The organism is Psychrobacter sp. 219-2-C (genome assembly GCF_049560815.1).
GTDB lineage: Bacteria > Pseudomonadota > Gammaproteobacteria > Pseudomonadales > Moraxellaceae > Psychrobacter > Psychrobacter faecalis.
In genome coordinates, this window is sequence record NZ_CP186933.1 from 269,124 (window position 1) to 281,929 (window position 12,806).

Sequence of the window (12,806 nt, forward strand, 5' to 3'; positions counted from 1 at the left end):
TCTGCTATTGAACCATGAGCGAAATGCCACCATACTTAGTAGCTTATTTAATTATTATTCTTATTATTGAAGTTCTAAAAAAAACTGCTTGTTTAAGTAAGAATATTTAATTCTTATTCTGTAATTTTTTAGAGTTTCTCTTTTATCGTTTTACATTGTTTCTGACTTAGGAAGTTATATGCCCAACTGGCCACCAGACCCTAACAAACGTCCTGACAACTCGGCCAACCAGCCAGCGCCGCTGCAGCAGCAAAATCAGCCGAGTGGACAAGAGTGGCGACTGCTTGAAAATACGTTATTAGCCAGTGTGGTTGAGCAGCGCCGCGCCCGTCGCTGGAGTATTTTCTTTAAGCTATTGACCTTTGGTTATATTTTATTGATATTTTTGACCATTGGTCGCGGTTGTAGTACCAAAACACCGTCCGGGCTTGAAGGCGTTGATACCAGTAAGCCGCATTTGGCAGTGGTTGAAATCCAAGGAACGATTAGTAGTGGTGATGTCGCCAATGCTTACGATGTTAATGAGGCCTTAACTCGCGCTTTTGAAAACAGTAATGCCAAAGCCGTGGCGCTTGATATCAACTCGCCCGGCGGCTCACCCGTACAGTCCGATGAAATCTGGCAGACGATGATGGATTTGCGTCAAGAATATCCTGACAAAAAACTCTACGCGGTGATTGGTGATATGGGTGCTTCGGGCGCTTATTATATCGCTTCAGCTGCGGATGAGATTTATGTCAATCCATCAAGCTTAGTCGGTTCGATTGGCGTAATTATGCCAAGCTATAATATCGAAGGCTTAATGGATAAATTTGGCGTTAAAGACCGCACCATTACCGCAGGCGAGTATAAAGATATTTTAAGCTTGTCACGTCCGCTCACTGATTATGAAGAGCAGCACGTCGAAAAAGTGCTGGACAATACTCATAAGCACTTTATCAATGCAGTCAAAGAAGGTCGCGGCGATCGTCTAAAGAATCCTGAGGAAAATAAACTGTTTTCAGGGCTGTTTTGGACTGGCGAGCAGTCGATTGAGCTTGGCCTAGCTGACAAAAAGGGCAGTATTTCGACTTTAGAGAAGAAGCTGAAGCTTGATAACGTCGTCAATTATACGCCAACCGACCCATTTAGCTTATTCATGGATCGCTTTGCCGTTAAGTTAGGCGCCGGTCTTGGTTCAAGTATCAAGCTTGACGTGTTACCGCAAGAAGAGGGTCAAGCGCAGATGCGCTAAGCGCTTTATATTTTAGATTTAATGTGTATGATTGTTAAGGCTGAGTATATGATTATGCTCAGCCTTAATTGTATATAAATTTCGGTTATTATAATAAACAGCTATTTAAATTACTGAGAGCTTGTCATGAGTGCCATTAATCCACAGACCTTTGCGTCACTACCCAAGTCTAAGATAACCCAAAAACCTGTCATTCATTTTGCCCATGCCAATGGTATGCCAAGCGCCGTTTATGCGCCGTTTTTTGCCCCGCTTGCTGAATTTTTTACCATTGAATATATCCCTATGCTGGGTAATACGCCCGATTATCCAGTAGATAACCATTGGCAAAGCCTGACCCAGCAGATTATTGATAGCGTTAAACGCACGTGTGAGCAGCATGGCGTGAGTCAGGTGGTTGGTGTCGGTCATTCGCTTGGTGCCATGTGTACTATGCAGGCGTTATACCGTGCGCCGGAGATATTTGCGCAAGCGGTGCTGATGGATCCGCCGTGGATTTATGGCAAAGTCAGCCTGCTCTGGCATTTAGCCAAAACCGCCGATAGATTACCGCTGATGAATAATCGTTTGATGGATAAGCTCTCGCCAGCGGGCGTGTCTAAGCATCGCCGTGATGTTTGGGATAGCCGCGAAGACGCCTATGATAAGCTGCGTCATAAAGGCTTTTTTAAAGATTTCGATGAGCGTAGTTTTCAAGGCTATATCGAGCATGGTTTACATGAGCGTGCGGACGGCAAAGTCACACTGGCAATCCCTAAAGCCAGTGAAGTTGAGGTGTTTCGTACCAATCCGTCATGGTATTGGCTGACCCCAAACCGTGCACCTAAACCGCCAGTGACGCTCATCATTGGTGAAGACAGTATCTTTCTTAAGCGCCGCTTCCCGCAGCAAATCAAATCACGCCTGAATATCGATTATGAAACCCACGCTGGCGGCCATATGTTCCCGCTTGAGCACCCAGAGTCGGTGGCGCGTCAAGTGCTTGAGCTTATCAAAAAGCAGTTGCCACAATAACTGATGGTTGTGAATCCTAGAAGTTAGGATAAATGTAATGTGAGCAGCTAGCACACTTTTTTGAGTGACGATTTATGCTAAAAAAAGCGACCACCGCATCTATTAAGACCACAGCGTCTAAACCTACGCCGCTATTTTCACGCTTGGGTGCGTTGTTGTTAGTGATAGGCATGGTAGTGACTTTCTTTATCAGCCAATTAATCGGCGTCTATATCGCCGGAAAGCTTATATTGCCCGCTACTAAAAACGCTACTATGGGCGATATTTTCTTTTTCGGCAGTAATGATGGTACGGTGGTCAGTCTTTCTATCATTATCGGCTGTGTATTACTGGTGGCAGTCAGCGCTTTATTGATTCGGGTGAGGGGCGGCAATGTAAGGAAGTATCTGGCGCTACAGCCATTTTCATGGTCGGTTGGCATCGGTATGTTAGGGTTATTGCTGATATTTATGATTGGCAGTCAAGCGTTAACTTACCTGCTCAATGAATCACCGTTGGTTTTCGTCGACCCTTTATATCAGTCTGTCAGCTCAGTCTGGTTATTGATATTTGCCATGGTGATTGTCGCGCCGATTTATGAAGAGCTTATATTTCGTGGATTGTTATGGTCGGCTATTGCTGAGCAGTTCTCAAACGTAGCTAACGCAGAGCATCGCGGCGCAATAGTTGCAAGTTTAGTGACCAGCGTGATATTTGCGGTAATTCACTTGCAATATGGTATTTATGAAATCGGCACCATTGTGGTATTGGCATTGATATTTTGCTATGCGCGTATCAAATCAGGCTCGCTAGTATTACCGATGCTGTTACATATTATTAATAATGGCGCCGCGATGGCGCAGTATTTAGCGGAAATTAGTTAAAGGTTTATATATAAACGTCAAATAGCTAATTGATGAATGTCTTTATCAACTAGCTATGCACCCATTAGCTGTTATTTTATGTTTATAGTGATTGATGACTAGGCATCTGGATTTAAGGCTAAGACTTCTTCAGCGGCTCGTTTAATATCGTCTATCGTTAGCTGCGGTTTACCGCTCAATGCCTGTCGCCACTTGCGCGCACCTGTTAAGCCTTGAAACAACCCTAAATAATGCCGCGTCATCGTTGGTAGTGCTTCACCTTTAGCGCTTTGTTTTTCTAGATAAGGGTATAATTGCGCTAAAATATCCGAGCGCTTAGTAATCGGCGCGCCCCATAAACTGTTGGCTTCTGCCAACAAGTACGGGTTATGATAAAACGCCCGTCCAATCATCACCCCGTCGACATGCTGTAAATGCGTTTTAATATCGGCAACTGTTTCGATACCGCCATTAATTTCTATATCAAGCGTTGGAAAGTCTTGTTTGAGACGGTAAACATCATTATAACGCAGTGGCGGTATTTCGCGATTTTGCTTCGGGCTCAAGCCCTGTAGCCACGCCGTACGGGCATGAACAATAAAGCGTGTACAACCTGCCGCTGCGACTTTTTCGACAAAATCTACCATAAACTCATAACTATCAAAATCGTCGATACCAATACGATGTTTAACGGTCACCGGAATATCGACAGCTGCCTGCATGTGCTTGACCAAATCAGCAACCGTCTGCGGCTCTGCCATGAGGCAGGCGCCAATTTTATTGTGCTGGACGCGATCAGAGGGGCAACCGACGTTGATATTGACCTCATCGTAGCCATGCTGCTGCGCAAATTGGGCACATTGGGCCATCTCGCTACTATCGGCACCGCCAAGCTGTAGCACCAGTGGATGCTCAAGCGTATCAAAGCGCAGATGCCGCGCGCGATTGCCATAGAGCAGCGCACCAGTACTAATCATCTCGGTATAAAGATAAACATGCGGATTAAACAGCCGTGCAAAGTAGCGATAATCTGTCGTTGTCCAGTCGATCATAGGAGCAACAGAGAGTCGTTTGTTGGTCATATCAACCATTAGGGTAAAGCCTCGTTATTATGCATGCATATAGTAGGTCGTTTTAAAATCGTTATACCAGTCTCACGTCGATATTCATCAATTTGCCAATTTTATTGCGAACCGACCTTGCTTTTACGTGCATTTTTAAATGTGTTTAAAAGGAGAATAGATAAAGCGCCATGAGTGTTATTTTCATGACGCCTTTTGATTATTCTATCCATATAAGTTAAATAATAGGAAAATCAATAAGAAAGCAAAAATAGGGAAAAGCTCAGTAATTATTCTCTAAATCACTTCATCAATTTTTTTGAATTCAGGCAAATTATAAAAATAAATGCCCATGATAATGCCGATAAAGCCTACAAAGGCAATGTATAGCGCAGGCGAAAAGCTGATATATAAAGTGGCGTAACCAAGCCCAAAAGGCACCAACACTCCGACAATCCCATAAGTAACATTATAACAAAGTGCCATACCTGTCAGGCGCACGTTGGTGGGAAATAATTGTACCAAAATGGCCGGAACCATGCCCACAATACCCGCACAAAACCCTAACAGCGCATACATGATAAGAATATAATCGCCACTTGCTTGCAGATGATAAAAGAATGCAAACATCTGCGCAATCAACAAGATAGAACCAATGGCCAATACTTTACCAAAGTTTTGATGGTTGGATATGATTCCGTAAAACACACAGCCGAAAATCATAAATACGATGCCTAAACTGTGTGAAAAGCCAAATAAATCATTATCCAAAGTAAAACGCAGCTCAATTAAATCGGGTAGGAGTAGAATGATAACGGTGGTGATACTGGCTATGATAAAGGTAAGTAGCAAGCCGATAAAGATAGAATGCTTACAATGCTTAAAGAGCAGGATAAAGGGTTTGGCAATATAATCACGCGGCTTTGCAGCTTTCATGGCGATAAAAAACGGCGATTCATCTATCCAGCGCCACGCCAAAAAAGGCACCACGCTTAGGATGGCCGCCATAAAAAATGGTACCCGCCAGCCATAAGCGGCCAGTTGCTCGGTGGTCATGGAGTTGGTTAGCCAAAGAAAAAAGGCGTTGGAAAATAGTACACCGACAAAAAAGCTTGCCGTTACATAACTACAGGCGACTGACAAATATTGGCGCGGCACATGCTCTGACACAAAAACCCAAGCCAGCGGTGCAAAAAGCCCAAACGCCATTCCTTGTATCAGGCGTAAAATAATGAATAAAGCAGGCGCAGCCATACCCCATTGCGCATACGTTGGCAAGCAGGCCATCGCCAGCAAGCTTGCAGCGGTCACCAAAATACTCATTAATAATATCGGTTTTCGTCCACTGATATCACCAAAGCGCCCAAAGATAACCCCGCCAAACGGACGTGCCAAATACCCAATCGCAAATAGCCCAAGCCCTTGTATTTTCGCCATCGCCGCACTGGTATTAGCAGGAAAAAAGGCAGCGGCGATGATATCGGCAAGATATAAATAAATCAAAAAATCAAAAAACGCGACTGCGCTACTAAAGCAAATAAACAGTACGGCATTTCTATCTTTAGAAGACATCAGAGCATATTGAGAACGAGAAGGCATAACAGATCACGCATCCACATAAAGAGGGGTTTATTAAAATGGGTAAATAAAGCGTATAAAATAAAGGTCGTGCGCTAAAAAGGTTCAGCTATTTATAACAACTTATAAAAACTTATAACAACCAATCAATCGGTAGCCACGACATAATGGCCAACCAAACATGATCACTAATATCGACGCGCGGCTCTGAATCGTAAACGACCTTTTCACCTGCTTCTACGGTATGCCATTGCAAACTGCCATTTTCTAACAACTTAACTTCATAGGCTTGACCCAATAATTCATCGCTGAGCGCACTATGCAATTGTTTTGCCAGCTCCTCGTCATTGATAATGACGCCCATCTCAGTATTGATGTTGGCGGAGCGCGGATCGACATTATATGAGCCAATAAATACTTGGTAGTCGTCAACGGCAAAAGTCTTGGCATGCAGGCTGGTAGACGATTGACTGCGCGCCTTCCAAAGCTTGTTTTCGCGTTTTTCTTCAGAAGCAGTTGATTTTAGCTCGTAGATTTTTACCCCAGCCCGCAATAAGCTTGGGCGCCATTGACTGTAGCCAGAATGCACCGCGGTCACGTCGGTGGCATCAAAAGAATTGGTCAAAATCTTAATATCAATGCCAGCTTCTGCCAGCTCGACCAGTGTATTGACCCCGTCTTTGGTGGGGACAAAATAGGATGAGATAATCGTCAGGCGTTTGGTTGGACTGCCCAATAAAGTACGCAGCTGATGTACCAAATTGGTATCGGCTGGGACAGTCTTGGTCAATTTGCCGACGTCATCGCTTAAAAACTGCATGTCAGTCCAGCGAAAGGGCACGCGCTTATTGATTAAGTCACTATCAATAGAGGAATCTTCGATAGCGGTTTTATAGACGTCTAAGCTGCTCTTACTGTTGTTTTTTTCATCAGCTCTGAGTTTGTCCAAACCTTCCAAAAAATCCGTGGTTTCACCTTTATCAAGGGTGGCAAGGGTTTGGATATCAAATGAAATTGGCGCTGACCAGTAACTGGCAAAGCTATTGTCAATGTCAGCGACTACTTTACCGATGAGCAAAACGTCTAAATCGGCAAATTGGCTGTTTTTGTCATTGCTTAGGTATTCGTCACCAATATTACGCCCACCAATAATAGTGATTTGCTTATCAAAGGTCATGCTTTTATTGTGCATGCGCCGATTGATGCGCGGTAGACCTGTCACGAAGTTTAAGGTTTGAAATTTGCGGTACATCAATGGGTTGGTAATACGTACAGCGATATTTGGGTGGCTGGCAAAACGTAATAAATGCTGATCAAATTTGGCGCTATTATTAAAGTCATCCAACAACAAACGAACGATGACGCCGCGCTCGGCCGCGTCCCATAAGTCTTTTAGCATCAGCTGTCCAGCTTGGTCATCGTGCCAGATATAATATTGGGCATCGATATTACGCGTGGCCATGCTGGTCAAAATACTGCGTGAAGCAAAAGCGTTGGCACCTGTCACAATCGGATGATAACCCGATAAATCAGGGTGAATCTCGTTCTGTTCACTGATAGCGGCGACTAAGTCAGTGCTATCCGTTTTTGTATTGGTAGTTTGGCTGTTTTGTTGGCCGTCTTTCTGATTGCTATTTTGCTCGCGACCCTCTTGTTGATATAAAGCGTCGATACGCGCGGATAAAGCTTGGCTTTCAGGCAAATGCGGCTGCTTTGGCAAACTCTGACATCCACTAAGACCTAAGGTAAGGCCGAGAGTTAAGCTCAACGATAAGTTACTTGGTTCTATACTGAACATCGACATAAATGAGTGACCTTAGTGGACCTGAATTGAATAAAGCACGGGTTAAAAGTGGGCTTGATTTATTGGCTATTTTTACCGATGGTAGCACTGAGTATGGCGCGTATAATTATATTGTTCAAAATCCTATTGCTCAAAGCAATATTCGCAGCGCCGCTAAGCTTAGCAGCTGTTGTCATCCGTGCCTATTATAAATACGTTATTTTTGTTAGATACGACACGTTATTTGGTCATGATAACCACATCGTCCAGTCATCGTCTGCGCTTGCATCTTATCCTTATAAATGCATCGGTGTTTTTAGTATTAAGTCGTTAATAGTTAATTCTAAATATTTAATAATAATTTCTGAACACTAAGTGCTGAAACCTAATGCTAAGTGCTAAACCTCTAGTATTCAAAAATAATATTTAGCATGGCTTTGAAACCAGCTGTTTGGAATAAGTTGCCATGCTATGATAACGCGAATAAAGAGTGTTTATAATCAAAATAGGCCGTATGTTTAATAATAACCAGTGCAATGGAAAATTTATGAGCCAGTCGCAAGTGCATGATGATAGCAATGCAAATAAAACAGAGACAAATAAAGTAGACCCTAACTGGCGCGATGACGCGCTCAATCTAGAACTCGATTATGGCATGCAAACCATCGCCGTACGAGCAGGGCAGCATCGCACTGATGAAGGCGAGCATTCAGAGGCTATTTTTACCACCAGCTCTTATGTTTATGAGTCGGCGGCAGATGCAGCAGCCCATTTCAACGGTGACAAGACGGGCAACGTCTATTCACGCCATACCAATCCTAGCGTCCGCACCTTTGAGCGTCGTTTAGCCGCGCTTGAAAATGGCGAGCGTGCGGTGGCGACTGCCTCAGGTATGGGCGCGATTTTGACCATGTGTTTGGCGTATCTTAAAGCTGGCGATCATTTGCTCGCCGCCAATCAATTATTTGGCTCATCGATTGGTTTGTTTAATAACTATATGGCAAAGTTTGGCGTTGAAGTCAGCTATGTCGATTGCTTCGATAATGACGCTTGGGCAAAAGCTGTGCGGCCAAATACCAAGGTTATTTATTGTGAAAGCCCGAGCAATCCGCTTGCACAAATTTGTGATATCGGCTATCTGAGCGAGCTGTGTAAAGCCAATGATATCTTATTGGTCGTTGATAATTGCTTTGCCACACCAGCCTTGCAGCGCCCATTAGATTTGGGCGCGGATGTGGTCATTCATTCTGCAACCAAATATTTAGACGGTCAAGGTCGGGTATTGGGCGGCGCTTTAGTCGGTAGCGATACGCTGATGCAAGAGGCGTTTACTGTGGTTCGTTCAGGTGGTATCAGTATGAGCCCATTTAACGCATGGGTCTTTACTAAAGGGCTTGAAACGCTGAAATTACGTATGCAAGCGCATTGTCGAAATGCCAATCAAATAGCAGAATTTTTGGTCAATCATCCTAACGTCAGCACCGTGCACTTTTCAGGATTAAGCGACCATCCCGCTCATGAATTGGCAACGCGTCAACATCATATGAAAGATGGTTATGGCGCTATCATGGGCTTCGAAGTTAAGTCGTCAGCTAGCTCTGATTCAAAAAGCCTTGATTCAAATATTGGGGACGCAAAAGCCGCAGCGTGGCATGTGATTGATTCAACGCAAATGGTCTCTATCACCAATAATTTGGGCGATGCTAAAACCACCATTACCCATCCCGCGACCACTACCCATTTTCGCTTGACGCCTGAGGCGCGCGCAGAAGCAGGCGTTAATGATAGTCTCATCCGCCTGTCGGTAGGCTTAGAAGATGTGGAAGATATCATCAAAGATTTGGCGCGTGGTTTAGACAGTTTGTAAAGATCAAGGTATAATCGCCATTAACATCAGATTTAGTGATGAATAACGTTTTATAATGATACGCATTAATACAAAATAAAAGAGGCAACTATGAATATTCAAGCATTGATGCAACAAGCACAAACGATGCAAAAGAAAGTCGAAGCAAACGTTGAAAACGCCAAAAAAGAACTGGCCGATAAAGAAGTGCAAGCCGAAGCGGGCAGTGGTCTGGTTAAAGTCACTATGACTGGTCGCCACGTCGTTAAACGTTTGACCATTGATCCAAGTTTATTGGAAGACGAGCCAGATATGATTGAAGACCTAATCGCTGCTGCCATCAATGATGCGGTGCGTCAAGCGGATGAGCTGTATGAAGAAACAATGGCTGGTGCGACCTCAGGTATGGGCTTACCACCAGGTATGCAAGGTCTGTTCTAAATAGCGAATTATAAGCGCTAAAAACTGCTGATTGAACACAAAAATGGGGTTGTTATCGACACGATACGACCCCATTTTTATAGCTACGATTTATAAATTAAGCTAAATAAAGGAAGTTACTTTGCTGACAGCCAAATTTGATCAGCTGGTCAAACAGCTACGTATTTTGCCGGGTGTGGGTCAAAAAAGCGCCCAACGTATGGCATTGCATTTGCTTACCAAAAAACGTCCCCAAGGCATGGCGCTCGCGCAAGCACTTGATGAGGCGATGCGTGATATTGTCGAATGCCAGCGCTGCCATAGTTTTAGCGACGAGGCAGTTTGTCCATTATGCCAAGATCCAAGACGTGATGATGGCTTGTTATGCGTGGTTGAAACCGCAGCGGACGTGATGGCGATAGAGCAAACCGCAGGCTATCGTGGGCGTTATTTCGTGTTGGGCGGGCATTTATCGCCCATAGACGGTATCAGCGCCGATGATCTAAATATCGATCAGCTGGTCTGGCGGGTGAAGCAAGAGCCGGTTGAAGAGCTAATTTTAGCGACTGGTACGACGGTCGAAGGTCAAACGACGGCACACTTTATCAGTGAGGCGGTTGGTCGTCATGTCAATAAAGTCACCCGCTTGGCGCAAGGCGTACCGATGGGCGGCGAGCTTGAGTACCTTGATAGTATGACCCTTGGGCAAGCCATGCAAAATCGCTCATTTTTGTAGTATTTCTGTCTCTTTGGTATTACTGCTTTTTTAAAACAAAATTTTGTTCATCTGATTTTATGATATTGTTATAGTTCTTTTTTCATTGTATTAAGGCGCGGTTTAGCGTTTTATTTTCTTCTATTTCAGCAGGTATCTGCCCGTGTCAAACCATGTTTCAACAGCTTTAACTACTTCTAACCAATCAAACCGCTTAGATAATACTGCTACTGATGATGAGCTATCAAAACCATCAGTCAATGACGAGGTAGCGCCCACAGATTTGCCACCCAAGCCAAATATCGATGCATTGCTAGATGCCGCTGATGATGCGGCTGTTACCTGGGTACGTAAGCAGGATGATTTGGCTGAAGTTATCGATGCGTTGGCAACTTGCGGCCGGGTGGCGTTAGATACTGAATTTATCAAGCGCGATACCTACTATCCGCGCTTGGCACTGGTGCAGCTGAATACTGGCAATCATGTGTATTTACTAGATGCGCCGCAGTTGCAATTGGCCGAGCTATGGGAAGCGTTGGCTAAAGTAGACGTGGCGATTTGGCATGCCTGCGGTGAAGATTTGGGGATTTTTTATCTATTGTCTGACTGCCCGCCGTTGACCAATATTTTTGATACGCAAATTGCCCTGTCATATTTAACTGGCCAATTGCAAATGGGCTATCAGCAGGCGCTTGATGACCAATTAGATATGCATATCGATAAAGAGCAAAGCCAATCAGACTGGCTGCAACGCCCGCTATCAGATGAGCAAGAGCAGTATGCGATAGATGACGTGCGTTTTTTGCCAGCGCTTTATCTAAGCCTTGAATATGAGCTGAAAAAGCAGGGTCTGTTTGAATACGTGTGGGCGGACTGCCAGCTTTATGCCAGTGACTTATATGACGCACAGCATGTAGCCGATGATGAGATGTATCTAACGATGGCAGATTATCGTTATACCTCTGAGCAGATGGCGATATTGCAAGCAGTGGCAACATGGCGCGAGGAGCTAGCACGCGCGACCAATCAGCCGCGTACCTTTGTGATAAAAAAACAAGCAGTACGCGAGATTATTACAGAAAAACCAAGCAGTATGCGCGAGCTTGCGCACAAAACTACCATGCATCGTAGTATGCTGCGTCTCTATGGTGAAGAGTTGCTCAAGGTGATTAAAGAAGCCAAAAACCTGCATCCTGCTGAGCATCCGGATTGTCTACTGCCACCGTATCGTTCAAAAAACAAAGTCTTATCAAAAGCTGTGCAACAAGCAATCGATGCGCAAGCAGAAAAAATCGGTGTGCCTGCTAATGTTTTGATGCGTAAAAAATGGCTCGCGCAGCTCTATGAAGTGATTGCTTTTGATAAGGAAATAAGCGAGTTGCCTGAAGGGTTAAAAGGTTGGCGCAATGAGTGGGTGATGCAAACTTTGATTCCGGTGATTGAAGAGCATAAAACCGAGTTGCAGCAGGGTATGGGTATCAATGTTCGCTAAGCGATAAAAACTAGCTTTTATAAGTGCTTAACATTTATAAGTGCTTAACATTTATAAGTGCTTAAGCTCGCTATGGTCAAACTGTCCATGTTGTAAAAAATACTTGGTTTGTGCGGCCACTGTTTTATCGACCAGCATGCCAGTATGCGAGACGGGCAAGACAATATGATCAGTGGCTGCCTCTATTTTGGTTTCTTCTATATATACTGTGCCATCGTGTAGTAGATGTTCTGCTGATGGCATATTATTTGTCTTACAAAGTTTGCGATTATGATACTGCAAAAATAACTGCCCTAAGCCATAAGGACGATTACCGGCAATCACGCCTAAGGTAATATGCTCCGGTAAGGGCGCGACGGTTCCATCTAGCGCATCGACGTACGAACGCCCCACTACCACTGGGGATAAGCGCCAAATATAATCTGCACAAACACTACCTAAATGCGGTGTCCCGAGCGTTACGCAGCGCCCAATTTGCCATTGTGCATATTCATTAACGAAATCACGAATAATCAAACCACCCAAACTATGACCGACTAAATCGATTGGCTGGTCAGGATGGTGGTTTTCTTCTAGCCAACGATTGAGCCGTGCGCTATTGGTTTTGATGCCATCACGCAGACTACGATAGCCAAATTGATAAGTATCAAATCCTGCGGCTTGCAAGCGTTTGGCTAATGGCCGCATAATCCAAGCGGTTTGATGCAGACCATGAATCAGAATAACGCGGTTTTTTTGTTGCATGTTATTGTCCAAAAGTTATTTTACTGATATTTTATTATATTAGGCTCTAGCTCCTAATTTAAACGTTAATCTCATGA

At 44.2% G+C, this 12,806-nt stretch carries 12 protein-coding genes; 8 read left to right on the forward strand and 4 right to left on the reverse strand.

The genetic code is table 11. The features are described from left to right. Window positions 1-178 precede the first annotated feature (178 nt). From sppA to ACPEGP_RS01150, 3 genes are all read left to right on the forward strand, one after another. Complete coding sequence (gene sppA / locus ACPEGP_RS01140; RefSeq protein WP_198327924.1) at window positions 179-1,234, forward strand: signal peptide peptidase SppA; 1,056 nt, start codon at window positions 179-181, stop codon at window positions 1,232-1,234. Between the two features lie 126 nt (window positions 1,235-1,360). Beyond that, on the forward strand, window positions 1,361-2,248 hold the full coding sequence (locus ACPEGP_RS01145) for an alpha/beta fold hydrolase (RefSeq protein ID WP_423813672.1): 888 nt from the start codon (window positions 1,361-1,363) through the stop codon (window positions 2,246-2,248). A 74-nt stretch (window positions 2,249-2,322) separates the two neighbouring features. Then, window positions 2,323-3,111, forward strand: a complete 789-nt coding sequence (locus ACPEGP_RS01150) for a lysostaphin resistance A-like protein (RefSeq protein WP_423813673.1) — start codon at window positions 2,323-2,325, stop codon at window positions 3,109-3,111. 98 nt (window positions 3,112-3,209) lie between these two features. Here ACPEGP_RS01150 and dusA read toward each other — a convergent pair whose 3' ends face one another. From dusA to ACPEGP_RS01165, 3 genes are all read right to left on the reverse strand, one after another. Beyond that, complete coding sequence (gene dusA / locus ACPEGP_RS01155; protein WP_198327926.1) at window positions 3,210-4,181, reverse strand: tRNA dihydrouridine(20/20a) synthase DusA; 972 nt, start codon at window positions 4,179-4,181, stop codon at window positions 3,210-3,212. Window positions 4,182-4,448: 267 nt separating this feature from the next. Continuing rightward, window positions 4,449-5,750, reverse strand: a complete 1,302-nt coding sequence (locus ACPEGP_RS01160; RefSeq protein WP_423813674.1) for an MFS transporter — start codon at window positions 5,748-5,750, stop codon at window positions 4,449-4,451. 112 nt (window positions 5,751-5,862) lie between these two features. Next, window positions 5,863-7,533: a phospholipase D family protein gene (locus tag ACPEGP_RS01165; RefSeq protein ID WP_423813675.1), complete on the reverse strand. Its 1,671-nt coding sequence runs from the start codon at window positions 7,531-7,533 to the stop codon at window positions 5,863-5,865. A 2-nt stretch (window positions 7,534-7,535) separates the two neighbouring features. Between ACPEGP_RS01165 and ACPEGP_RS01170 the strand changes: the two genes are divergently transcribed. The 5 genes from ACPEGP_RS01170 (at window position 7,536) to ACPEGP_RS01190 (ending at window position 11,985) form a co-directional block, all read left to right on the forward strand. After that, window positions 7,536-7,724 carry a hypothetical protein gene (locus ACPEGP_RS01170; RefSeq protein ID WP_423813676.1) on the forward strand — a complete coding sequence of 63 codons (189 nt, stop codon included), beginning with the start codon at window positions 7,536-7,538 and terminating at the stop codon, window positions 7,722-7,724. Window positions 7,725-8,059: 335 nt separating this feature from the next. Further along, window positions 8,060-9,379, forward strand: a complete 1,320-nt coding sequence (locus ACPEGP_RS01175) for an O-succinylhomoserine sulfhydrylase (RefSeq protein ID WP_423813677.1) — start codon at window positions 8,060-8,062, stop codon at window positions 9,377-9,379. A 90-nt stretch (window positions 9,380-9,469) separates the two neighbouring features. Next, window positions 9,470-9,799, forward strand: a complete 330-nt coding sequence (locus ACPEGP_RS01180; RefSeq protein WP_423813678.1) for a YbaB/EbfC family nucleoid-associated protein — start codon at window positions 9,470-9,472, stop codon at window positions 9,797-9,799. Window positions 9,800-9,920: 121 nt separating this feature from the next. After that, window positions 9,921-10,514, forward strand: a complete 594-nt coding sequence (gene recR / locus ACPEGP_RS01185) for a recombination mediator RecR (protein WP_144297116.1) — start codon at window positions 9,921-9,923, stop codon at window positions 10,512-10,514. Window positions 10,515-10,656: 142 nt separating this feature from the next. After that, a complete protein-coding gene (locus ACPEGP_RS01190) occupies window positions 10,657-11,985 on the forward strand; it encodes a ribonuclease D (protein WP_286796990.1) in 1,329 nt (442 codons plus the stop codon). A gap of 51 nt (window positions 11,986-12,036) precedes the next feature. Here ACPEGP_RS01190 and ACPEGP_RS01195 read toward each other — a convergent pair whose 3' ends face one another. Then, on the reverse strand, window positions 12,037-12,729 hold the full coding sequence (locus ACPEGP_RS01195) for an esterase/lipase family protein (protein WP_423813679.1): 693 nt from the start codon (window positions 12,727-12,729) through the stop codon (window positions 12,037-12,039). Window positions 12,730-12,806: the final 77 nt, after the last annotated feature.